The sequence below is a fragment of the Acidobacteriota bacterium genome (assembly GCA_039683095.1).
In the GTDB taxonomy this organism is placed as follows: Bacteria; Acidobacteriota; Aminicenantia; order Aminicenantales; family Saccharicenantaceae; genus RBG-16-66-30.
On sequence record JBDKSB010000003.1, the window covers coordinates 152,478 to 175,408 of the forward strand.

General features: G+C 67.4%; 21 protein-coding genes, 1 tRNA gene and 1 other RNA gene. 16 read left to right on the forward strand and 7 right to left on the reverse strand.

All coding sequences use genetic code 11. The features are described 5' to 3' along the window. Positions 1–20: 20 nt before the first annotated feature. Positions 21–1,355, reverse strand: a complete 1,335-nt coding sequence (locus tag ABFD52_04255) for a hypothetical protein (GenBank protein ID MEN6559971.1) — start codon at positions 1,353–1,355, stop codon at positions 21–23. 171 nt (positions 1,356–1,526) lie between these two features. Here ABFD52_04255 and ABFD52_04260 point away from each other — a divergent pair, with 171 nt between their 5' ends. The 3 genes from ABFD52_04260 to ABFD52_04270 are packed head-to-tail and all read left to right on the forward strand — an operon-like array spanning position 1,527 to position 4,638. Further along, complete coding sequence (locus tag ABFD52_04260; protein ID MEN6559972.1) at positions 1,527–2,390, forward strand: DUF6599 family protein; 864 nt, start codon at positions 1,527–1,529, stop codon at positions 2,388–2,390. A gap of 32 nt (positions 2,391–2,422) precedes the next feature. Beyond that, complete coding sequence (locus ABFD52_04265) at positions 2,423–3,337, forward strand: twin-arginine translocation signal domain-containing protein (protein ID MEN6559973.1); 915 nt, start codon at positions 2,423–2,425, stop codon at positions 3,335–3,337. Between the two features lie 59 nt (positions 3,338–3,396). After that, positions 3,397–4,638: a DNA recombination protein RmuC gene (locus ABFD52_04270; protein MEN6559974.1), complete on the forward strand. Its 1,242-nt coding sequence runs from the start codon at positions 3,397–3,399 to the stop codon at positions 4,636–4,638. A gap of 4 nt (positions 4,639–4,642) precedes the next feature. Here ABFD52_04270 and ABFD52_04275 read toward each other — a convergent pair whose 3' ends face one another. Then, on the reverse strand, positions 4,643–5,302 hold the full coding sequence (locus ABFD52_04275) for a YggS family pyridoxal phosphate-dependent enzyme (GenBank protein MEN6559975.1): 660 nt from the start codon (positions 5,300–5,302) through the stop codon (positions 4,643–4,645). 97 nt (positions 5,303–5,399) lie between these two features. On the opposite strand from ABFD52_04275, the gene ABFD52_04280 reads away from it, so the two are divergent. The 6 genes from ABFD52_04280 (at position 5,400) to ABFD52_04305 (ending at position 12,394) form a co-directional block, all read left to right on the forward strand. After that, a complete protein-coding gene (locus tag ABFD52_04280) occupies positions 5,400–6,431 on the forward strand; it encodes a deoxyguanosinetriphosphate triphosphohydrolase (protein MEN6559976.1) in 1,032 nt (343 codons plus the stop codon). Positions 6,432–6,560: 129 nt separating this feature from the next. Then, a complete protein-coding gene (locus tag ABFD52_04285; protein MEN6559977.1) occupies positions 6,561–8,390 on the forward strand; it encodes a transketolase in 1,830 nt (609 codons plus the stop codon). Continuing rightward, a complete protein-coding gene (locus tag ABFD52_04290; GenBank protein ID MEN6559978.1) occupies positions 8,387–9,193 on the forward strand; it encodes a thermonuclease family protein in 807 nt (268 codons plus the stop codon). The genes ABFD52_04285 and ABFD52_04290 overlap by 4 nt, the downstream gene beginning before the upstream one ends. Next, positions 9,190–10,608 (forward strand): FAD-binding oxidoreductase, encoded by a 1,419-nt coding sequence (locus tag ABFD52_04295; GenBank protein ID MEN6559979.1) that lies wholly within the window; start codon positions 9,190–9,192, stop codon positions 10,606–10,608. The genes ABFD52_04290 and ABFD52_04295 overlap by 4 nt, the downstream gene beginning before the upstream one ends. A 117-nt stretch (positions 10,609–10,725) precedes the next feature. Beyond that, positions 10,726–11,109, forward strand: coding sequence for an ACT domain-containing protein (locus ABFD52_04300; protein MEN6559980.1), 384 nt, complete (start codon positions 10,726–10,728; stop codon positions 11,107–11,109). A gap of 67 nt (positions 11,110–11,176) precedes the next feature. Next, on the forward strand, positions 11,177–12,394 hold the full coding sequence (locus tag ABFD52_04305) for an aminoacetone oxidase family FAD-binding enzyme (protein ID MEN6559981.1): 1,218 nt from the start codon (positions 11,177–11,179) through the stop codon (positions 12,392–12,394). A gap of 24 nt (positions 12,395–12,418) precedes the next feature. Here ABFD52_04305 and ABFD52_04310 read toward each other — a convergent pair whose 3' ends face one another. Both ABFD52_04310 and ABFD52_04315 read right to left on the reverse strand, forming a co-directional pair. Next, complete coding sequence (locus ABFD52_04310) at positions 12,419–15,046, reverse strand: M14 family metallopeptidase (GenBank protein ID MEN6559982.1); 2,628 nt, start codon at positions 15,044–15,046, stop codon at positions 12,419–12,421. Between the two features lie 179 nt (positions 15,047–15,225). After that, a complete protein-coding gene (locus ABFD52_04315) occupies positions 15,226–15,945 on the reverse strand; it encodes a zinc metallopeptidase (GenBank protein MEN6559983.1) in 720 nt (239 codons plus the stop codon). A 39-nt stretch (positions 15,946–15,984) separates the two neighbouring features. On the opposite strand from ABFD52_04315, the gene ffs reads away from it, so the two are divergent. Continuing rightward, positions 15,985–16,251: signal recognition particle sRNA large type (gene ffs, locus ABFD52_04320), an RNA gene on the forward strand. A 75-nt stretch (positions 16,252–16,326) separates the two neighbouring features. Then, a complete protein-coding gene (locus ABFD52_04325) occupies positions 16,327–17,145 on the forward strand; it encodes an OmpA family protein (GenBank protein MEN6559984.1) in 819 nt (272 codons plus the stop codon). Here the strand turns inward: ABFD52_04325 and ABFD52_04330 are convergent. Genes ABFD52_04330 through ABFD52_04340 form a run of 3 tightly spaced genes read right to left on the reverse strand, consistent with a single transcriptional unit; the run spans position 17,135 to position 19,043 of the window. Beyond that, entirely contained in the window at positions 17,135–18,028 is an 894-nt protein-coding gene (locus tag ABFD52_04330; GenBank protein MEN6559985.1) for a dihydrodipicolinate synthase family protein, read from the reverse strand. The two genes, ABFD52_04325 and ABFD52_04330, sit on opposite strands and share 11 nt — an antisense overlap. After that, a complete protein-coding gene (locus tag ABFD52_04335) occupies positions 18,025–18,444 on the reverse strand; it encodes a metallopeptidase family protein (GenBank protein MEN6559986.1) in 420 nt (139 codons plus the stop codon). Before ABFD52_04335 ends, ABFD52_04330 begins: the two co-directional genes overlap by 4 nt. Continuing rightward, entirely contained in the window at positions 18,441–19,043 is a 603-nt protein-coding gene (locus ABFD52_04340; protein ID MEN6559987.1) for a cob(I)yrinic acid a,c-diamide adenosyltransferase, read from the reverse strand. Before ABFD52_04340 ends, ABFD52_04335 begins: the two co-directional genes overlap by 4 nt. Positions 19,044–19,119: 76 nt before the next feature. Here ABFD52_04340 and serS point away from each other — a divergent pair, with 76 nt between their 5' ends. The 5 genes from serS (at position 19,120) to ABFD52_04365 (ending at position 22,875) form a co-directional block, all read left to right on the forward strand. Beyond that, on the forward strand, positions 19,120–20,403 hold the full coding sequence (gene serS / locus ABFD52_04345; GenBank protein MEN6559988.1) for a serine--tRNA ligase: 1,284 nt from the start codon (positions 19,120–19,122) through the stop codon (positions 20,401–20,403). Positions 20,404–20,409: 6 nt separating this feature from the next. Then, positions 20,410–20,499: transfer RNA gene (locus tag ABFD52_04350), tRNA-Ser, on the forward strand. 49 nt (positions 20,500–20,548) lie between these two features. After that, positions 20,549–21,046: a hydrolase gene (locus ABFD52_04355; GenBank protein ID MEN6559989.1), complete on the forward strand. Its 498-nt coding sequence runs from the start codon at positions 20,549–20,551 to the stop codon at positions 21,044–21,046. Further along, positions 21,043–21,333 (forward strand): helix-hairpin-helix domain-containing protein, encoded by a 291-nt coding sequence (locus ABFD52_04360; protein ID MEN6559990.1) that lies wholly within the window; start codon positions 21,043–21,045, stop codon positions 21,331–21,333. Before ABFD52_04355 ends, ABFD52_04360 begins: the two co-directional genes overlap by 4 nt. Positions 21,334–21,576: 243 nt before the next feature. Continuing rightward, positions 21,577–22,875 (forward strand): ISNCY family transposase, encoded by a 1,299-nt coding sequence (locus ABFD52_04365; GenBank protein MEN6559991.1) that lies wholly within the window; start codon positions 21,577–21,579, stop codon positions 22,873–22,875. The last annotated feature ends 56 nt before the right edge of the window (positions 22,876–22,931 follow it).

Sequence of the window (22,931 nt, forward strand, 5' to 3'; positions counted from 1 at the left end):
GGGACGGTCCCCGGGAGCGATCAGCGCAGCCGGGTCTGGAACCGGTGGGGGAAATTGTACGGGTTCGTCGTCGTGATCGGGCCCGTGTGGCAGACGTTGCACGCGGTCGGCTGCGTGCCGCCATGGGCGCTCACGACGCCGTTCAGTCCGCCGCCCTTGGAACTGTCGTGGCAGACCCTGCAGCTGCCGATCGCCAGGGCCTTGTTCTGGTACTGGAGGGCCTGGTAGTTGTCCGGGTCCTTGGTCGACGGCACCTGGGCGTGGGCCGGGCCGTGGCAAGCCGGGCAGGACAGGCCGCCGTGGCCGACGCCGTCGCGATAGAGCGCCGTCCCCGTATCGACCTCGGCCACGAAGGTGTGGCAATCGACGCACTTCGGTTCGGTCGCCCAGGGCACCCGGCCGCCGGCGATCGTGCCGGCCAGCCCGGTCAGCGAGCCGTGGCAGTTCGTGCACTCGCCGTCGCTGGCCGTATGGGCCTTGCTCCGGTTGCCCAGGGTCGTCGACCCGGGATGGCAGTCGTAGCAGGCGATCGTCTGGTTGTAATGGACGATGTGGATGGCGTAGGACAGCGTCTCCGAGGCCGCCGTCGAGCCCGTCCGGCCCAGGGCCAGGCTGTCATGGCAGGAGGCGCAGAGCACGGGGGCGGCGTCATCGACGAAGGTCGTCTCCTCGTTGTCGTCGTGCTCCTGGAGGACCGACCCGATCTCGGTGTCGTCGACCGTCTGGCCGTGGCACTTGGCGCAGTTCATCTCGTCGGAGGTCTCGACGGTGGCCCGCGTCCGGGCCAGCTCGGCGCCCGTGGACGAGTTCTTCACGACGACCTCGGCGACCTGGTAAGCGTCCCACGTCAGCGAGTCGTTGAGGGGCACGACCGGGATGCCGTCGGCCTGGAAATGCGCGTCCTTGACCAGCATCGTGCCGGTCAGGCCGTTATGGACGTCCGGATCGACGAAGTTGAGCCCGGTGTTCGGAGACAGCTCGGCGCCGAAGAGGACGACCGAGTTGTCCCAGAACTTGGAGAAGTCCCGGACGGTGTCGGTCGTCGACTTGCCGTAGGAGTAGGAGTTGCCGACGATGCTGTACTCCACCGTGACGCCGGTCGTCACGATCTGGGGCGGGTCGCCCCGCTTGATGACCTGGGCGCGGAGGGTGTTGTAGGGCACGGAGAGGACCCCGGCATCGTAGGTCGAATTGAGGAAATGCATGCCCTCAGTGCTCCAGGCCAGGACGATATAGTCCATCGAGGCGGCCGGGATCTCGACCGCCGTGGTCGTTTTCTTGGCTGAGCAGCAGCCCAGAACGGCGGACAGAGCCAGGATGAACAGGGCGGGGACGATCCGTCGGCGTTCAGGCATGCATCTCTCCTTTCGGGATATTATTCACGGAATCCTGCCAATTTGCAAACGCCGGATGCGGCCGGTCCGTTTCCTTGTCACCCCGAAGACGGCATGATACAATCGGCGCGGATGAAGAAGGCCGCCGTTCTCGCCGCCGTCCTGGCCTGTTTCGTAGGAGGGCCCTCCCTGATGAGCCGACCGCAAAAACCGGATCCCGGACCCCTGGCCTCGTTCATCCCGCGGACGGCCGGGCCCTGGCTGTCGGAGGCCGACCAGGTCTTCGACGCGGCTTCGATATTCAGCTACATCGACGGCGCCGGCGAAGTCTACCGGTCCTACAACATGAAGCTCCTGGTGGCCCGCCGCTTCCACAAGGACGGCAAGCCGGACCTCGTCGTGGACGCCTTCGACATGGGTTCGCCGGCGGACGCTTTCGGCGTCTTCACCCACGACCTCGACGGCGAGGACGCCGGCATCGGGCAGGGGTCGAACTACAAGGCCGGCCTGCTGTCGTTCTGGAAGGACCGCTACTTCCTCTCGGTCTACGCGGAGGAGGAAACTCCGGAGACGAAGGCCCTCGTCCTCGGCCTGGGCCGGGCCGTCGCCGCGGCCATCCCGGGCGAGGGGAAAAAGCCGGAGCTCCTGGACCTCCTGCCGCCGGCCGGGCTGGAGGCCGGGAAGGTCCGGTATTTCCGGAGCTTTTCCATCCTGAACTATCATCATTTCGTGGCCGACGCCGATATCCTGAGGCTCGATCAGGCGGAGGACGCGGTCCTGGCGCCCTACGAGGGCGGCGGCGGACAGAGCGACCTCTTGATAGTCCGTTATGGCCAGGAAGCGAAGGCCGGGCTCGCGGCAGGCTCCTTCCGCGAGGCTTGTCTCCCGAACTCGAAGGGGAAGGCGCAGCGGATGAAGAACGGCCGCTGGACCGCCTGCCGGGCCCTGGCCCGGTACGTCGCGGTCGTTTTCGACGCGGCCTCGGCCAAAGAGGCGGAGACCAGGCTGGACGCCGTCAGCCGCCTGGCGACCGGGCCGCGCCCCGGCTGGAAATAGGGACGCCCGGCGGAAGCGAAGGAGGGGACCAGTTGAAGAAAAGAACGATCACCCGACGCGATTTTCTCAAGGCGGCCGCCGCGGCGCCCCTGGCCGGGGCGGCGATCCCGGTCCTGCGCGGCGCGGCTTCCGCGGCCGCCGGGCCCGCGGCGACGTCGCCGGACGGAAAGGTCCGGGTCGTTCTCGTCCGCGACCCCAGCCCCCTCGGCCCGGGCGGCGCGCCGCCGGCCGAGGTCGTCCAGCGCATGCTTGACGACGGCGTTCGGGCCCTCCTCGGCGAAGCCGATGTCGTCAAGGCCTGGAAGACCCTGGTCAAGCCCGAAGACACGGTCGGCATCAAGACCAACCGCTGGCGCTACATCCCGACGACGGCCGAGGTCGAGCAGGCCCTCAAGCGGCGCGTCCTGGACGCCGGCGTCGCCGAGGACCGCGTCGGGATCGACGACCAGGGCGTCCTGCGGAATCCCGTTTTTCGGAACGCCACGGCTCTCGTCAACGCCCGGCCCATGCGCAGCCATCACTGGGCCGGCGTCGGCAGCCTGATCAAGAACTACATCATGTTCACGCCCCAGCCCTCGGCCTGGCACGACGACACCTGCGCCGACCTGGCCAAGATCTGGTTCCTGCCGGCCGTCAAGGGCAAGACCCGGCTCAACGTCCTGGTCATGTTCACGCCGCTCTTCCACGGCGTCGGTCCGCACCACTACGCTAGGGAATACACCTGGGAGTACAAGGGGCTCATCCTCAGCCGGGACCCGGTGGCGGCCGACGCGACCGGGTTGCGCGTCATCCAGGCCAAGCGCCGCGAATTCTTCGGCGACGACCGGCCGCTGCAGATGACCCCGCACCACATCCAGCTGGCCGACACCCGCCATCACCTGGGCGTGAGCGACCCGGCCCGGATCGAGCTGGTCAAGCTCGGCTGGGGCGAAGGGGCCCTGATCTAGATGCCCGCCGGCGAAAGCGGCCGCGGCGGAGCGGCGGGCGCGAAAGTGGAGGAGACCTGATGGAGATCCTGCTGTTCGCGGCCGGCGTCATCTTCGGCGCCGTGGTCGTGCTCGTCGTCCATATGCTCCGGAAGAAGGACACCCGGGAGATCGCCCGGGCCCTGGTCAGCGAGACCGAAGGCGAAAAGATCAGGGACCTCGACCGCCTGCTGGGACAGGTCCGGGATAGCTTCGGGGCCCTGTCGCAGGACGCGCTCCAGTCCTGCACGACCCAGCTGCTCCAGCTGGCCCGGGAGAACCTGGACGGACGGGTCCACCTCGGCGAGAAGGACCTCGAGTCGAAGAAGCAACTCATCGACCAGAACTTGGCCGTCATGAAGGGCGACATCCACAAGATGCAGGAGCTGGTCTCGAAGTTCGAGACCGAGCGGGCCCGCCAGTACGGCCAGCTCGACAGCCAGCTGAAGACGGCGGCCCGGGAGACCTCGCGCCTCCAGGACACGGCCGATCACCTGCGCCAGGCCCTGGTCAGCACCAAGGCCCGGGGCCAGTGGGGCGAGCGCATGGCCGAGGACGTCCTGCGCCTGGCCGGGTTCGTCGAGGGCGTCAACTACATCCGGCAGAAGGTCCTGGACATGGCCGCCTCGCGGCCGGACTACACCTTCTGGCTGCCCCAGGGCCTGAAGGTCAACATGGACGTCAAGTTCCCGCTCAACAGTTACCTGCGCTACCTCGAGGCCGACAACGACGCGGTCCGCGAGGGCCACAAGACCCAGTTCCTGCGCGACGTCCGGACACGGATCAAGGAGGTCACGACCCGGGACTACATCAACCCGGAGGAGAAGACGCTGGATTACGTCCTGGTCTTCATCCCCAACGAGCAGGTCTACGCCTTCATCAACGAGAACGACCCGGAGATCATGGACGAGGCCCTGAAGAGCAAGGTCATCCTCTGCTCGCCGTTCACGCTCTTCGCTATCCTGGCCATCATCCGCCAGTCGCTCGACAACTTCAGCATGGAGAAGACGGCCGGCGAGATCCTCGGCCTGGTCAAGAACTTCAAGAAGGAATGGGAGAAGTTCACCGAGTCCATGGCCAAGATGGGGGAGAAGCTCGACGGGGCGCGCGAGGAGTACCGGCGGATGACGACGACGCGCCACGACAAGCTCGACAAGTCCATCCTGAAGATCGAGGACCTGCAGCGGCTGAAGGGCCTCGAGGCCGCCGATGCGCCGGCCATCGAGGCCGAGGCCGGGACGGTCGAGCTCGAGGCGGGGGAGGCCAGCGAACCCGGGGATTAGCGGGTCAGCGGCGCGGGCCGAAGATGGCCGCGCCGATGCGGACCAGGTTGGCGCCTTCCTCGACGGCCACGCGCCAGGAATGGGACATGCCCATGGACAGGAAGCGCATCTCGGCGCCGGGGACTGCGGCCCGCCGGAGGGCCTCGAAGACCCGCCGCGTTTCCCGGAAATAAGGTCTCGACTCCTCGGGATCTCCCTCGAACGGCCCCATGGTCATGAGGCCGAGGACACGGAGGCGGGGGAGAGCGGCCAGGGAGCGGGCGAGGGCCTCGGCGGCCTCGGGCATGACCCCGGCCTTCTGGGGCTCGCGGCCGCTGTTGACCTCGATCAGGACCTCCATGATCTTGCCGGCGGCCGCGGCGCGCTTGTCGAGCTCGAGGCCGAGGGCGACGGAATCCACCGTCTCGACCAGGTCGAAGATCTCCACGGCCTTCCTGGCCTTGTTTGTCTGGAGATGGCCGATGAGGTGCCAGCGAGCCCGGGGACCGACGGCCGGGATGACGGCGGCCGCCTCCTGGACGTAGTTCTCGCCGATGATCGTGATCCCGGCGTCGATGGCCTCCAGGATCTCGGCCGCCGTGCGGGTCTTGGCCGCGGCGACCAGCTCGACGCCGGGCGGCAGCTCGGCCAGGACGGCCTTGACATTCGACGTGATCGCGCTCATGCCTAGATTCTAGCAGAGGCTCTGCGGGGGTCAAGAAGGGGTCTGGCGGGGGATCGCGGCTATCTGCTATAATCGCGGCGTTCCGGGGAGCATGTCCATGACCATCCGCGAAGAATTGGAGAAGACCGAGTTCAAGATCCTGTCGCCCAAGGCCTGCTTCAGCGCCCGGTCGAAGGGCCGGGCCCGGCCCGAGGCCCAGCACGTCCTGCGGACGGACTTCCAGCGCGACCGCGACCGGATCATCCACTCGAAATCGTTCCGCCGCCTCAAGCACAAGACCCAGGTCTTCCTCTCGCCTTTCGGGGACCACTACCGGACGCGGCTGACCCACTGCCTCGAGGTGTCGCAGATCGCCCGGACGATCGCCAAGGCCCTGCGCCTCAACGAGGACCTGACCGAGGCCATCGCCCTGGGCCATGACCTGGGCCATACGCCCTTCGGCCACGCCGGCGAGCAGACCCTGCGCCAGCTCCTGCCTGGCGGCTTCCGCCACGCCGACCAGAGCCTGCGCGTGGTCGAGAAGCTCGAGTACGAGGGCAAGGGGCTCAACCTGACCGCCGAGGTCCGCGACGGCATCCAGAAGCACTCCAAGGGCCGCGGCGTGATCTTCGACGAGGACGTCGAGGACATGCCCTCGACGCTGGAAGGCCAGATCGTCCGCGTCTCGGACATCATCGCCTACGTCAACCACGACATCGACGACGCCCTGCGGGCCGGGATCATCAGGGAGGAGGACATCCCTGCCGGGCTGGTCAAAACGCTGGGCAAGTGGCACGCGACGCGCATCGACCGCATGGTCATGGACGTCGTCGAGGCCAGCCTGGCCGCGGGCTTGGAGCGGATCGCCATGAGCGACCGGATCATGAAGGCCGTGGTCGAGCTCCGCGAGTTCCTCTACCAGAACGTCTACTTCAATTCCGCGGCCCGCGACGAGCTGCGCAAGACCGAGAAGATCGTGACCGAGCTCTTCGGCCGCCTGATGGAGAATCCCGGCGAATACGTCCGCCCCTATCCGGCCGCCGACCCGCTCGTCGTCCGGGTCGGCGACTTCATCGCCGGCATGACCGACAGCTACGCCATGGCCCTCTATGAGCGGATCTTCCTGCCCAAGGCCTGGCCGATCCTGTAGGGCCGACAGCCCCTTGCGGCCGCGCCGCCGGGCGCGGCCCCGGCCTCTTTCCGGCTTTGTCTGATCGGGGTTTCGTGCTATCATCAGCCCTTCGGGGACGCCCCCCAGATCAGAGAGGAGATCCATCCCATGGCCAGAATCGACGACCTCCAGAAGATAGCCGCCCGCCTTCGCATCCACAGCCTGCGCATGACCACCGCGGCCGGCTCGGGCCACCCCTCGACCTGCCTGTCCGCGGCCGACCTGGCCGCCGCCCTCTTCTTCTCCGAGATGCGCTGGAACGTCCATAGCCCGACCGACCCGGCCAACGACGAGTTCGTCCTGTCCAAGGGCCACGCCGCGCCGCTCCTCTGGGCCGCCTATGCCGAAGCTGGCCTCATCCCGGAGGACAGCCTGCTCGATCTGCGCAAGATCAACAGCAACCTCGAGGGCCACCCGACGCCGCGGATGCCCTGGGTCAAGGCGGCCACCGGCTCGCTCGGCCAGGGGCTGTCCGTCGGTGCCGGCATGGCCCTGGCCCAGCGGCTCGACAAGTCGCCCGCCCGCACGTTCGTGCTGCTCGGCGACGGCGAGTGCGCCGAGGGCCAGGTCTGGGAAGCGGCCGCGGCCGCGGCCAACTGGAAGCTCCGCAACCTCGTGGCCATCGTCGATGTCAACCGCCTCGGCCAGTCCGACCCGACCATGCACCAGCATGACTTGGCCGCCCTGGCCCGCAAGTTCCGGGCCTTCGGCTGGAACGCGATCGTCTTCGACGGCCACCGGATGGCCCGCGTCCTGGCCGCCTTCGAGAAGGCCCGCCGGGCGGCCAAGCCGACCGTCCTTCTGGCCCGGACGATCAAGGGCAAGGGCGTGAGCTTCATCGAGGACAGGAACGGCTGGCACGGCAAGCCGCTCAAAGCCGACGATCTCGCCCGGGCCCTGGCCGAGATCGGCCCGATGCCCGAGATCGACTCCCAGCGCCTCGTCCGCAAGCCGAAACCCGTCCGCAAGAGGATGACGTTCGTCGCCCAGGGCCTGCCCCGGACCTCGTACACGGACAAGGCGGCCACCCGGCTGGCCTACGGCAATGCCCTGCTCGCCCTGGGCCGCATCGATCCCTCGGTCGTGGCGATCGACGGCGACGTCAAGAACTCGACCTACGCCGATAAGTTCTTCGAGGCCTTCCCGAACCGGTCCTTCCAGGGCTACATCGCCGAGCAGAACATGATCGGCGCGGGCATGGGCCTGGCGGCCAAGGGCTACATCCCGTTCATGGCCACGTTCGCCGCCTTCCTGACCCGGGCCCACGACCAGGTCCGCATGGCCGCCTACTCGTTCTCCAACATCAAGGTCTGCGGCTCCCACGTCGGGGTCAGCATCGGCGAGGACGGGCCTTCGCAGATGGGGCTCGAGGACCTGGCCATGTTCCGGCCCATCCCGGGCTGCGTCGTCCTTTATCCGAGCGACGCGGTCTCGGCGGAGGCCTGCGTCGAGGCCGTGGCGGCCCACCAGGGCCTGTGCTATATCCGGACCTCGCGGCCGGCCACGCCCATCCTCTACCCGGCCGGCGAGACATTTCCGATCGGCGGCTCCAAGGTCCTGCGCAAGTCCGGGGGCGACGCCGTCACGGTCATCGCCGCAGGGATCACCGTCCACGAGGCCGTCAAGGCCTGCGAGACGCTCAAGAAGGAAGACATCGGCCTGCGCCTGATCGACGCCTATTCCGTCGCCCCGCTGGACAGGGAGACGATCGCCCGCGAGGTGGCGGAGACCGGCGGCCGGGCGATCGTCGTCGAGGACCATTACCCCGCCGGCGGGCTGGGCGAGGCCGTGGCTGCGGCCCTGGCAGGCCGGGCGACCCTGGTCCACCTTTGCGTCCGCGAGCTGCCGCGCTCGGGCAAGCCGGACGAGCTCCTGGAACGGTTCGGCATCAGCGCCTCGCATATCGTCCGCGCCGCCAAGGAGCTCATCGGCCGTTGAGCATCCGCCGCCCCGTCCCGCCCGTCCTGGCCGCGGCGGCCATCGCCGCCGCGCTGTTCCTGGCTTTGCCCCGGGCGGCCGCCCCGGTCGACGGCCGGGAGACGCTCCGGGGCACGGTCACGACGGTCTATGACGGGGACACGATCAGGGTCCGGCTGGCCGGGAGCGCCGACGAGAAGGTCCGCCTGATCGGGATCGATTCGCCCGAGCTCGACGACGGGCGCGAGGCCGTCCGGATGATGGCCTTCCTGGCCAAGCGTTTCGCCTTCTCCCGGCTCTATCAGGCCGAGGTCGAGCTCCTGCCCGGTCCCGAGGCGAGGGACGCCTATGGCCGCCTGCTGGCCTTCGTCCGCCTGGCCGGCGGGGAGATGTTCAACGTGACGCTGGTCCGGGAGGGCTATGCCTTCGCCTTCCTCAAGTTCCCCTTCGACGAGTCCCTGCGGAAGGAGCTGAAGGCGGCCGAGGCCCAGGCCCGCCGGGACGGCCGCGGCCTGTGGCGGAAGGAGCCCTATCCCGTGGTCGGGGCGGGGGAGGCCGGCCGGCGCGAAGGCGAGATCCTGACCGTCCGTTTCCTCTGCCTGCGCTCGGTCAAGCGGGGCAGCTTTCGCCTGCTCGAGGCCGACGGCGCGGACTTCGACGCGGCCATCCCGGCCGACGTCTTCCGGTCGCTTCCCGGCCCGCTCGACTTCGAGGGCCGGACCGTCGAGGCGACCGGCCTGGTCGAAACCTACAAAGGACGGCCGCAGATCGTGATCGGCGTGCCCGTCCAGCTCAAGCGCCTCGGCGCGAAGGAGACCCGATGAGCTCGATGATCACCCCGGCCGTCCGGGCCGAGATCGAGGCCGCCGTCGGGGCGGCCAACGCCTTTTCGGACCCGGACAAGGCCTGCGATTACGGGCACGACGAGTTCTCGCTGAAGGAGATCGCCCACGAGCCGGACGTCGTCGTCCGGCCGAGGACGACCGCCGAGGTCGCGGCCGTCGTCCGGATCGCCAACGCCCACGGCATCCCCGTGACGCCGCGGGGAGGCGCGACCGGCCTCTGCGGCGGCTGCGTCCCCGTCCGGGGCGGCATCGTCCTGTCGCTCGAGCGGATGGCCCGCGTCCTCGAGGTCGACGCCGACAACCAGATGGCCGTCACCGAGGCCGGCGTCCGCCTGTCCGACTTCAGCAAGGCGGTCGAGGAGGCCGGGCTCTATTTCCCGCCGCACCCCGGCGACGAGAGCGCCATGATGGGCGGCCTGGCCGCCACCAACGCCGGCGGCAGCCGGGCGGTCAAGTACGGCACGATCCGCACCTACGTCCGAGGCCTCGAGCTGGTCACCCCGGCGGGCGACATCATCGAGCTCGGCGGCAAGCTCGAGAAATCGAGCACCGGCTACAACCTCATGCACCTGGTCATCGGCTCGGAAGGGACGCTCGGCGTCATCACCAGGCTCACACTGCACCTGATGGCCAGGCCGGGGATCATGCGCTCGCTGGTCGTGCCCTTCGAGGCCCTCGAGCCGGCCCTGGAGACCGTGCCGCTGATCATGAAGCGCGGCATCGTTCCGCTGGCCGTCGAGTTCCTGGAGATCGAGCCGATCATCATCACCGAGGAACACCTGCGCAAGAAATGGCCGACCAGGCTCGGCAAGACGCACCTCCTGGTCATCCTCGACGCCTCGACCGGCGAGGAGATGGACCGCCTGTCCCAGGCCGTGGCCGAGGTCTGCTGTGAGAAGGGAGCCATCGACGTCTTCATCGCCGACACCCCCAGCAAGCAGGACGAGGTCCTGGCCATCCGCTCCATGATCTACGACGCCATCAAGGCCGGCACGGTCGAGATCCTCGATATCGCCGTGCCCCGGGCCGAGGTGGCCGGCCACGTCCGCAAGGTCCGGGAGGTCGCGGCCAAGTACGACATCTGGCTGCCGACCTTCGGCCACGCCGCGGACGGCAACGTCCACACCCATATCATGAAGGCCCGCTACGAGAACGGGGCCATGGCGCCCGTGCCGGAGAGCGAGTGGCGGCCCAAGACCGATCCGGTCCGCCAGGAGCTCTTCCGCGACTGCAAGGCCCGCGGCGGGGTCATCTCGGGCGAACACGGCATCGGCCTGGTCAAGAAGCCGTACCTGTCCATGGTCCTCGACGAGCGCCAGATCGCCCTCATGCGCGGCATCAAGAGGGCCTTCGACCCGAACGGGATCATGAACCCGGGAAAGATCTTCGACTAGTCTTTCCCGCCACGGGCATGGCGTCTCCCGGCCGGCCGGAGGGATTTGCGAAGAGGGGAGAATCGTGCTATGAATAGGGCAGAGGGGCGATGAAATCCTGATGTAGGGGGTATGCTTATGGTCGAACGCATCACCGAGATCTACGTCATCCTGGAGAACAAACCGTCCCAGCTGGGGGACCTCTGCAGTTTCCTGGCCGAGAACGAGATCAACATCGACGCCATCGGCGTCTTCCACGACACGGCCAAGCTGGTCGTCCAGCAGCTCAACAAGGCCGTCAAGCTCCTGACCAAGCTCAACTACACGACCGAGCTGCGCGACGTGCTCAAGGTCGATCTCGAGAACAGGCCGGGCTCGCTGGCCGAGATCACGACCAAGCTCGGCGACGAGGGCGTCAACATCGAGTATTGCTACGGCACGCTGTCCCACAAGGGCAACGGCGTCTCGGTCATCATGGACGTCTCGAACATCGAGAAGGCCAGCCAGATCCTAGGGGCCTGATGCCGCCCGGCGGGCTCCCACCCGGCCGCCCTTTGCGCCGCCGGCCGCAATCGGATAGACTGACCGCATGGCGGACACGTATGACCTGGCCGTCGTCGGCGCCGGCGCGGCCGGCCTGACCGCGGCCATCAGCGCCAGGCGCCGCGGGGCTTCCGCGGCGGTCCTGGAACGGCTGCCGTCCCCGGGCAGGAAGATCCTGGCCAGCGGCGGCGGCCGCTGCAATCTCCTCAACGACAGCCTCGCGGGGTCCTCGTTCACCTCTACGGACCCGGCCCTCGTCGCCTCGGTCCTGGAGCGGTTCGGCCGGCGGGAGATCCGGGACTTCTTCACCGGGCTCGGCCTGCGCCTCCAGGCCGACGAGAAGGGCCGCGTCTATCCGGCGACGAACCAGGCCGCCTCCGTGCTCAAGGTCCTCGAGCTCGAGGTCCGGCGGCTGGGCGCCCCGGTCGAGACCGGGTTCGCCGTCGGCCGGATCGAGCCCCGGGCCGCGGACTTCCGCCTCCGGGCCGCGGACGGCCGGGTTGTCGAGAGCCGGGCGGTCATACTGGCTGGGGGAGGGAAGTGCTATCCGGCCCTCGGCTCCGACGGCTCGTGCCACGGGCTGGCCGCCTCGTTCGGCCATCGCATCGTGGCGCCGGTCCCGAGCGCCGTGCCCCTGCTCGTCAAGGACCGCCTCTGCCATCTCCTCCAGGGCCAGCGCCTGCAGGTCCGCGTCGAAGGCCGGATCGCCGGCCGGGCCGCCGGGACGGCCGAAGGCGAGCTGCTCTTCACCCAGTACGGCCTCTCGGGCACGGCCGCCCTCGACATCAGCGAGGGCCTGTCGATCGCCCTGAACCGGGAGGGCCGGCGGGACGTCTCGGTCGTCGTCGATCTGCTGCCGGACCTGTCCGCCAGGGACCTCGAGGCCGAGCTGGCCCGGCGATGCGCGGCCGGATGGGAGACGCGGAACATCCTCTCCGGGCTCCTGCCGGAGAAGTTCGGCCCGCTCGTGCCGCAGCTGGCCGGCGCGGCCCGGGAAGAGGGCGGCGCGCCGGGAGCGGCCGGACGCCTGGCCGCGGCCCTGAAGAAGATGGAATTCCCGGTCCAGGGGACGCGCGGCTGGAACGAGGCCGAGTTCACCGCTGGCGGCGTGGATGCCCGCGAGGTGAAGCCCGGCACCCTCGAATCGAAGCTCCGGCGCGGCCTTTATCTCGCCGGCGAGGTCCTTGACGTTCAGGGCGGCCGCGGCGGGTTCAATCTGGCCTGGGCCTGGGCCTCCGGCTTCGTCGCCGGCCTGACGGAGTAGCCGGCCGATCGCCTCCCCGGCGGATCACGTCTCCGGATAAAGGAGAGCGTTCAGCAGGAACTTGTACGTCCCGTGGGACTGGGCCCGGTTCTGGCAGCGGACGCCGATGAGGATGATCCGGCCGTCCTTGTCCTTGGCGTCGACGACGGCGGCCTTGCGGGTCAGGTATTCCTCGCCCAGGAGCCAGCCGCTCAAAAGCACGTCGTCCTCGGGATAGGAAGCGACGACCTTGCGGTCCCAGCCGTAGGCCGGCGAGAAGGTGTCAAAGGCCAGGCTGTTGACGAACATGGCCGCGGCCTCCCTAGGCATGCCGTAGCCGATCGGCGTCTCGTTGTCGACCGCGATCCTGAGGATGGAGGTCGGGCAGAAGAACTTCGTCCGGTCGAGGCCCGCCAGGGCGTTGCGGGCCGGGGCGCCGAACTCGTTTATGGCCAGCTCCGAAGCGCCGTTGAGCGCGACCAGCCGGCCGCCCTTCTCGACGAAGGCCTTCAGGGCGTCCACGCCCTCCTGCCCGATGCCGCCTTCATACTCGGGCGGGACGGGCATCTGGCGGAACATCCGGGCCATCGGCGAATCGGGGGCCGCGCCGCCGGGGCCGGGCCCCGGCCGCACGCCCTTGATGGCGTTGGCGCTCTCGTCGGCGAAGACGATGACGTCGAAGCCGGCCCGCAGGTCGGGCTTCTGGTCCTTCGTCCCCTTGATGTCGGCGTTGTGGAGCGTCTTGTAAGGGATGCCCATGTCGTCGAAGACGTAGCGGGTCCAGCCCTCGTCGGCATTGCCCCGCCAGGATTGGAAGAGCCCGATGCGCGGGAATTTGACCGGCGCCTGGTCGAGCCCGGAGACATCATCGACGTCGAGCACGGCCAGGCCGAGCTTCCCGGCCAGGGCCGGGAGGGCCTTCTTCACCGCGGCCGAGTTCTTGACGACGAAGCAGCCGGGCTGGAGGTCGTGCCCCTTGACGGTCGCCCGCGTCCTCGTCCGCCAGACCTCGGCCCCGTCCTTGAGCAGGGCCATGGCCATGGCGTAGGAGGCGTTGACCCGGGCGTCAAGGAGGAAATATCCGCTCCTGCCCTGGGCCGGCGCCTTGGGATAGGGGACGGCGTCGAGCTTGTCGAGCTTGGCCTCGAAAGGCTCCTCGATCTTGTCGCAGATGACGCCCATCTGCAGGGGCAGGGTCCAGGCGGCGTTGTCGTAGGGCGGGATCGGCGGGCCGCCGGGGTACTGCCGCAGGTCGGGGTATTTCTGCCTGTCGAGCAAGGCCCAGGCGAAGGTCTTGTAGGGCTGGGCCGTCTTGACCACGAACGAGCCGGCGGTGTAGAAGCGGCCGCCGGCGACGAAGTCGGCCCTGGCCTGGTGGATCTCGACGCCGCCCGTCTTCAGGACCTCGAGCATCTTGAGCATGGTCGGGTAGTCGCGCTGGACGGCCGGGATGACGAAGGCGTGGGGCTGGCCCTTGTCCGTCTGCTCGACGGAGTTCTTGTACATCCGGTAGAAGTTGAAGAGCAGGTCCTCCTTGTGGAGGGCCGCCGTCTTGATCAGGCTCTGCGACAGGACGAGCTCGTAGTCGACGATGTCGCGCAGCCGCCACCAGCCGCCCGGCCAGGGATCGACGAAGTCCATGCGCTTTTCGAAGTACTCCGACTGGATCTCCGTGGGCTCGATATAGACGGGCGTGGCGCCGCGGACCGAGGCCGCTTCGCTGAGGCAGCTCAGGACGTTGTGGAGCCAGCCGGTGTCGTCGCAGGCCCCGATCCACCAGGCGGTGTACGAGCGGCCGTTGACGATGCCGCTCATGTCGTGCTTCTGGAGGTCGTAGCTCATTTCCGTGCCGATGAGGTTGACCCCCCGCCAGACCGAGGGCTGGATGTTCGGCAGGGGCGGGTCCATGAACGGCGGGACGAAGAGCCGGGCGCCGTTCGAGCCCTGCTGGTGCTCGTCCAGGTGGATCTGGGGCAGCCAGTCGTGGTAGAGGACCCGGGTCACCGCCCGGGTCTCGGGCAGGTTGAACATATACCAGTCGCGGTTGTTGTCGTGGCCGGCGTAGACGTGGTAGAGCCAGGGCAGGTTGCCGCCCTCGTATTGCGTCCCGACATATTTCTTGTACCAATCGACGACCATCTGGTTGCCGTCCGGGTTGTGGGTCGGCACGAGCAGGAGGATGACGTCATCGAGGGCCTTTCCGGCGTCGATGAAGGTCTTGCCGGTGACGAGATCGTAGGCCAGCTCCATCGACATCTGGGAGGCGCCGATCTCGCTGGCGTGAAGGGAGCAGGTGATGAGCACGAGGGCCTTGCCTTCCCTGGCCAGCCGGCGGGCCTCCTCCACTGACGTCGTCCGGGGGTCGCGCAGCTTGCGGGTGATCTCTTTCCAGCGGTCTAACTTGGCCAGGTTGGCGGGCGTGGAGATGGCGGCCATGATGATCGGCCGCTTCTCAACGGACTCGCCGATCGTGAACAGCTTGATCCTGTCCGACTCCCGGGCCAGCTTCTCGAAGTAGGCCTTGATCTGGGCATAGTCGGCCAGCTTGCGGTCCGCGCCGACCCTGAAGCCGAGGAACTGATCGGGCTGGGTCTGGGCGGCGAGCGTTCCGGCGGCCAGGGCCAGGGCGGCCAGAACGAGGATGACCGGGGCGGCGGGGCGGGATCTCTTCACGGGCGACCTCCTGCGGAAGATCGGAGGGCCTTATCTATCACCGGGGCGGAAGACTGTCAAGGCGCCGTCGGGCCAGGCGGGGAAGACCGCCGGCCTGCCAGAGGCCGGGCAGGACCTTGAACCGGACATTCCTCCGGTATTCGCCATAATCCCCGGGGAATTCCCGCTGATGGGCCGGCCTAGTCTCGGGACGAGCGCAGCAGGAACATGCGCAGGAGCTGGACCGCGGCCATGGCCGTCGACGCGACGTAGGTCAGGGCCGCCGCGCTGAGCACCTGCCTGGCCCCGGCCAGCTCGTTCGGGCTCAGGAACTGGCGTTCGCCGAGGAGCGCCAGGGCCCTCTTCGAGGCGTTGAACTCGACGGGCAGGGTGACGACCGTGAAGGCGACGGCCCCGGCGAAGAGCAGGATGCCGATGTCCATTAACGTCGTCGAGGTCCGGCCCCCGAAGAACAAGCCGACCAGGAAGATCGGGAAGGCCAGGGTCGAGCCCAGGTTGGCGACGGGATAGATGACCGAGCGCAAGGCCATCGGCTGGTAATGCGCATGGTCCTGGATGGCGTGGCCCGTCTCATGGGCGGCTATGCCGAGCGCGGCGATCGAAGGGCTGTCGTGGACGCCCTGGGAGAGGCGGAGGACCTTCTTCCGCGGATCGTAGTGATCGGTCAGATCGCCGGGGATCTTCTCGATCGTGACGTTGCCGGCTCCGGCCGCCTGCAGCAGCTGGTAGGCGGCCTGGGCCCCGGTGAGGCGCGACGAGGCGATCACCTGGCTGTACTTGGCGTAGGCGCCCCTGACCTTGGCCTGGGCGTAAAGGGAAAGGATCAGGGCCGGGATGACTAGAAGAAAGGTCGGGTCGCCGAGAAACATGGTCGAATCCTCCTTGGGAACGGCTTTCATTTTACCCTATTCCCGGCAAAAAATGTATAATAGGGCCGACCGTGCTAGACGGGGAGCCAGCGGTGCCCTGTGGCCCACAATCCGCTCCAGTGGGGTCGAATTCCCTGCCGAGGCTTCCCTCTTTCTGGCCGGTGCCCGGGCGCGTGGCGTCGAAGGCCGGGGTCCTGCGCGAAGGGCCTCCCGCGAACTCCGTCAGGACCGGAAGGTAGCAGCGGCAACGGGACGGTTCCTTGTGCGGCAGTCAACCTCGCCGGAGCCGGCGGCCCGGGACACGCAGGGAGAGTGTTGTCGGAGCCGGGTGCACGGTCGTTCCTTCCGCTCACGGGCTCGGCCCGGCCGCGGGCCGGGTTTGTTATTCACGCTTCAACCAAGGAGGGGCTGATGAAAAGAACTGTCTGGTCGGTGGTCCTGGCGACGCTCATCCTGCTTCCGCTTGCCCTGGCGGCTCAGGAAACGGACGCGGAGGGCTGCAAGGATTATCCCCTGCTGGGCCGGATGAAGGGATTCGTCATCACCGAGTGCGAGTCGAATTTCGACGCGGTCGAATTCGTCGTCGGCGATGACAAGACCGAGAAGCTCGAAGGGCAGAAGACGTTCCTGGCCTACGGCCTGATGGAGGGGTCCAAGGCGCCGTCCGAGCTGCAGATCGTCCGGAACTATACCAACGCCGTCAAGGCCGCCGGCGGCGCCGTCGTCCACGAATACGAGGGCTACGCCTCCATGAAGATCGTCAAGGGGGCGAGCCAGGTCTGGGTGGCCGTCGAAGTCTTCAACAACGCAACGGTCTATCACCTGACCATCCTCGAGATCGGCGAGATGGCCCAGGAGGTCACGGCCGGGGACATGCTGGCCGCCCTCAACAAGGACGGACGCATCGCCCTGGAGATCCATTTCGACACGGGCCAGGCCACCATCAGGCCTGAGTCGCAGAAGATCGTCGGCGAGATCGCCGCGCTTCTCAAGGACAATCCCGGCCTGCGGGTTTCGATCGAGGGGCACACGGACAACACGGGGACGCCGCAGGGCAACAAGACGCTCTCCGAGGAGAGGGCCAAGGCCGTCGTCGCGGCCGTCGCCGCCCTGGGCGTCGAGGGCGCGCGCCTGAGCGCCGTGGGCTGGGGCCAGGACAAGCCGGCCGCCGACAACGCAACCGAAGAAGGGCGGGCCAGGAACCGCCGGGTCGAGGTCGTCAAGAAGTAGCGAGCCCGAGCCGCCGCAGCAGGGCGGCGATCTCCGCCCGGGCCGCGTCGTCGACCGGGAGCAGGGGCAGGCGGGTCGGGCCGCCGTAATATCCCCGCAGATCCTGGGCGTGCTTGAGGCCGGCGATGCCGTAGGTCTCCGTGAGCGCCTTGTTCAGGGGAACGAGGTCGAGCTGAAGCTCGCGGGCCTGGTCCTTCCTGCCGGCCTTGAACAGCCGGAAGATCTCGGCGCACATCTCCGGCGCCGCGTTGGCCACGGCCAGGACGGCCCCGGAGGCGCCCAGCTCGAGGCCCGGATAGATAACGTGGCCCGAGCCGACGAAATAATGGAACCGTTCCGGGACCTGGCGGACGACCTCTTCCAGGAAAGCGATGCTGCCCGAGCTCTCCTTGAGCCCGATGATGTTCGGGTGCCTGGCCAGATCGACCACCAGGGCGGGTTCGAGAGAGATGCCCGTGTTGGCCGGCATGTTGTAGACGATGACGGGGTGGGGGCTGGCCTCGGCCACGGCCAGGTAATGGGCCCGGAGGGCCTCCCGGGTCATCTTGGGCTTGAAGTAGCACGGCGGACGCACCAGGACTGCGGCCACGCCGCGGGCCGGGAGACTGGCCGTGAAGTCGATCGTCCCCCTTGTCCATTCGCGGGCCGTGCCGACGAGGACTTTCTTCCCTGGGCCGGCCGCGTCCAGGGCGGCCTCGACGAGCGCGAGCGATTCGGCGTCCGTCAGGGACACGCTTTCCCCGGTCGAGCCGAGGACGAGGAAGCCGGCGACGGCCGTGGCGTTGAGCCGCCGAATGTTCTCCCGGAGCCTCTCCGGCGCGACCCTGTCCCCGGCGAACGGCGTCGTCAGCGCGACATAGATGCCTTCGATGGGCTTGGTCATGTACGTTCTCCCCGGCGCCGCTCCCGGACGGCCCGCTCGATCTCGCGCAGCTCCGCCTCGCCCAGCCCGAAATAGTGGCCGACCTCGTGGAGGACCGTGTCCCGGACCTGGTCCTTGATGTCGTCGTCCGTCCGGGAGATGGCCTCGATGGGCCGCTGGTAGATGACGATGACGTCGGGCGCATAGCTGCCGTAGGACGCCGGGCTGCGGTGGGGGTAGGGGACGCCGTGATAGAGGCCGAGCAGGTTCGTCCCCGGCGGGCAATCGTCCTCGACCATGACGTTGACGTTCTCGATGAGCTTGCGGAACCTGGCCGGGATCTCGTCCATGGCCGCGGCCACGAGTTCCTCGAAGCGGGCCCGGTCCATGGACGGCCGGAAGGGGCTCCGGCCGAAGGGGTTCGGCCGCCGGCTCATTTCTCGATGCCCTTGCGGGCCTTGACGCCCTTGGCGAAGTAGTGCTTGATCTCCGTCATCTCGGTGACCAGGTCGGCCCGGTCGATGAAGGACTCGGGGGCGTAGCGGCCGGTCAGCACCAGCTCGACCCCGGCCGGACGCTCGTCGATGAGGGCGAGGACGTCCGCCTCCGGCAGGATCCTGAAGTGGACGGCCGTGTTGACCTCGTCGAGGACGACGATCCGGTATTCGCCCGAGAGCATGGCCTCGCGGGCCCGGGCCAGGCCGGCCCTGGCCCGGTCGATGTCCTCGTCGCCGGGGCCGTCCTTGACCGTGATGAAGCCCTCACGGCCGAACTGCTCGATGGTGATCAGGGGCGCCAGCTTCTTTGCCGCCTCGATCTCGCCCGTCGGTTGGGCCTTCAGGAACTGGGCGACGTAGGTCCTGAGGCCGTGGCCGGCCGCCCGGAAGGCCAGGCCGAACGCGGCGGTCGTCTTGCCCTTGCCGTTGCCGGTATAGATCTGAACGTAGCCTGTCATCCCGCCTATTGTTGAACATTCCTTCTCTCGTGTCAAAGAGACGTTCGACAGGGGGAGGGGAAATGGGGGACACGATCCCATTTCAAGAGAAATGGGTCATGTCCCCCATTTCCCTCCCATTTCCTCAAGTCCCCTGGTTCCGTGCTATAATCGCTCCATGCTCGACCCCAAGTTCGTCCTGGAAAACCTTGAGTCCGTTCAGAATAGGCTGGCGGCGCGCGGACCGCGGATCAGCCTCGAAGAATTCGTCCGCGTCTCCCGCGAGAGGAAAGAGGTCCTCAAGAGGACCGAAGAGCTGCGGACGGTCAAGAACAAGGCCTCGGAGGACGTCTCGCGGCTGAAGAAGGCTGGCCAGGACGCCTCGGCCATCATCGCCGAGATGCGCAAGGTCGGCGACGAGATCGGCGCCCTCGAGGACAAGCTGAAGGGCTTCGACGAGGAGCTCAAGGCGACCCTGCTCAACATCCCCAACATCCCCCACGATTCCGTGCCCGTCGGGCAGAGCGCCGAGGACAACCGGGAGGTCCGGCGGTGGGGGAGCCGGCCGGAATTCGCCTTCAAGCCCCAGGCCCACTGGGATATCGGCGAGAACCTGGGCGTCCTCGACTTCGAGCGGGCGGCCAAGATCACGGGGTCCCGGTTCGCCGTCTATTTCGGGGGGGCAGCCCGGCTGGAGCGGGCCCTCATCAGCTTCATGATCGACATCCACACCCGCGAGCGTGGCTTCTCCGAGGTCCTGCCGCCGTTCATCGCCAATGCCGACAGCCTGACCGGGACGGGCAACCTGCCGAAGTTCAAGGAGGACCTGTTCAAGCTCGAGGGCTTCGACTGGTATCTCATCCCGACGGCCGAGGTGCCGCTGACGAACATATACCGGGGCGAGATCCTCGACGGCGCCGTCCTGCCGGTGCGCTTTGTCGCCTGGACGCCCTGCTTCCGGAGCGAGGCCGGGTCCTACGGCAAGGACGTCCGCGGCCTCATCCGCCAGCACCAGTTCAACAAGGTCGAGATGATGATCTTCAGCCGGCCCGAGACGTCCTTCGACGAGCACGAGCACATGACCGCCTCGGCCGAGGAGGTCCTGAAGCGGCTGGGGCTCCATCACCGCGTCGTTCTCCTGTGCACCGGCGACATGGGCTTCGCCAGCGCCAAGACCTACGACCTCGAGGTCTGGATGCCCAGCCGCGACGGCTTCATGGAGATCTCGTCCTGTTCGAACTGCCTGGACTTCCAGGCCCGGCGGTCGAACATCCGCTTCAAGCGCGAAGCCAAGGGCCGGCCGGAGTTCGTCCACACCCTCAACGGCTCGGGCCTGGCCGTCGGCCGGACCGTCAGCGCCATCCTCGAAAACTACCAGCAGGCGGACGGCTCGGTCGTGGTGCCGGAGGCGCTGCGGCCGTACATGAACGGCCTCGAGCGCATCACGTCAGCGAAGAAATAGGGCGACGGAGGGATGGCCGAGTGGTTGAAGGCGGCGGTCTTGAAAACCGCTTTCCGGTCCTCCGGAACGGGGGTTCGAATCCCTCTCCCTCCGCCATTTCATGCCGGACCGCCCAAGCGGCGGGGCCCGGCCTGAGGAGGGAACCATGAACGACGATCAGCAGAACGCCGAGTGCTGCCCAAGGTTCGATCCCGCGCCCTGGGACGGCAAGGTATTCACCTGGGATCGGAAAAAGTTCGTCAAGGACAAGGTCTTCACTTTCTTCCACGTGCCGGTCAACTTCGGCGCCGTGATGCGGCGGCTCGTCCCGAAGGTCCAACGGGCCGGGGCCATGTCTCCCGAGTCAATGTGCCTGTCCGACCACACCTCGAGGTGGAGCATGGACCTCTATCTCGCCGCGACCAGGGACGTGGAAGGCGCCGTGAACGTCGCCTTGTCGGGCCGCTACCTGAGCAAGGTCTACGAGGGGGACTTCCGGCAGACCGGCGCGTGGTGCAAGGATTTTAGCGCCTTCGCCGAAGGCCAGGGTCTGACCGTTAGAAAGCTGTACGTGTGGTACACGACCTGCCCCAAGTGCGCCAAGAAATACGGCAAGAACTACGTGGCCATCGTGGGCGAGGTCGAAGGGCCGGCCCGGTCGTGAGCGCGCCGGCCGGGCCCGTCCGGAAGCTCACCGACCTTCCGAACATCGGCAGGACGACGGCGGCCAAGCTCGAAAAGATCGGCATCAGGACCGCCGAGGATTTCCTGAAGCGCGATCCTTACGACGTCTTCCGCGAGCTGAGGGATAAAGTCGACCCGACCCTGTGCCGCTGCGCCCTGGCCGGCATAGTCGGGGCCAAAAGGGGAGAGCCCTGGCACAAGATCACCAAGAAGACGGCCGCCGAATATGAGCGACGCCATCCCGGCCATCGCTGGGGCCCGTGCTGAAGGGGCAGGCAAGGGTCTTTCTCCCGTCTCCGGGATGCCCTGAGCGAAGCCGAAGAGAGGCTCCTCCCGGAATCGGGAGAAAAACGGAAGAAGGCCCTTCTCACAATTTCGTGCCCTGAGGCCGATCTTCTCCGGGGCCCGTCGGAAGGTTGTTGCACCAACGTGATAACTTCCGGATTGGCCAACGTGAAAACTTCCGCTTTTTTCGGCTAAGGTATGGCCTCCTGAGGAAGGAGGCCGGACTTGAAGCGGAAGGAACTTATCACATTGAGCCGGGAAGAACATGATCGGTTATTGATCGTCCGGAAGGTCATGAAGCGGGAGATGAGCCAGGTCGAAGCGGCCGATCTACTGAACATCTCGGACCGGCAGGTCCGGACGCTGATCGACAAGGTTCGGGAGAAGGGGGCCAAGGGGCTGGCCCATGGGAACCGTGGCCGGGAGTCTCCCCGGAAGATGGCGGAGGCGGAAGAGGGCCGGATCGTCGGGATCCTCAAGGACAAGTACTGGGACTTTGGGCCGACGTTTGCGGCGGAGAAGCTTTGGGAGAGGGACGGGATCAGGGTCAGTGACGAGAAGCTGCGTCAGATCATGATCGGCGCTGGGATCTGGCGGGTGCGTCGCCGCCGGGGCGAGATCCATCAGTGGCGGGAGCGGAAGCACTTTGCCGGGGAGCTGGTGCAGCTGGACGGCTCCCATCATGCCTGGCTCGAGGATCGCGGCCCGAAGCTTGTTTTGATGGGCTACATCGACGATGCGACCAACACGAGCTTTGGCTATTTTTACGACTCGGAGGGGCTCCAGCCGGCGATGGAGAGCTTGGAGGCGTACATCCGGCGTTACGGCGTCCCTAGGGCCATTTATCTCGATAAATTAAGCACTTACAAGGCCGTTCGCCAGGCGACGCTGGAAGAGCTGCTGAGGGGCGAAGAGGCCCAGACACAGTTCGAACGAGCGGCCAAGGAGGTGGGGATCAACGTCATCCACGCCGACTCGCCGCAGGCCAAGGGCCGGATCGAACGGGAGTTCGGGACGCTGCAAGACCGGTTGGTCAAGGAGCTGAGGTTGGCCGGTGTCTGCACCAAAGACGAGGCGAACCGGTTCCTGGAGGATTATTGGCCGATCCATAACCAGCGTTTTGCCCGGCCGGCCAAGCGGCCGGATGACCTGCACCGGCCGCTTCCCAAGGGTCTGGACCTTCGAGACATCTTCTGCCTCAAGGGGTCCAGGACGATCAACGATGGCTACATGGTCCGTTGGAAGGGCCGGCTGCTGGTGATCTCCAGCCCCTCGATCGCCATGAGGCGGCGCCAAACACAGGTCCTGGAGCGCTTTGACGGCACTCTGACCATCCGCTTCAACGGCCGGAGCCTGGAGTATCGGGAGGTCCGGGATATCAAGCCCGGACCTCGGCCTTCGGCAGCACCGGAAAAGGCCACGGTCAAGCCGAACAAGGCGCATAAACCGGCCCCTAACCACCCCTGGCGGAGGTGGGAGCCTCAACTTCATCACAACAGTTACCTGGAACGTGCCTGCCGATGAGAAAAGCGGAAGTATTCACGTTGGTAGAAACCGGAAGTATTCATGTTGGCTTGACA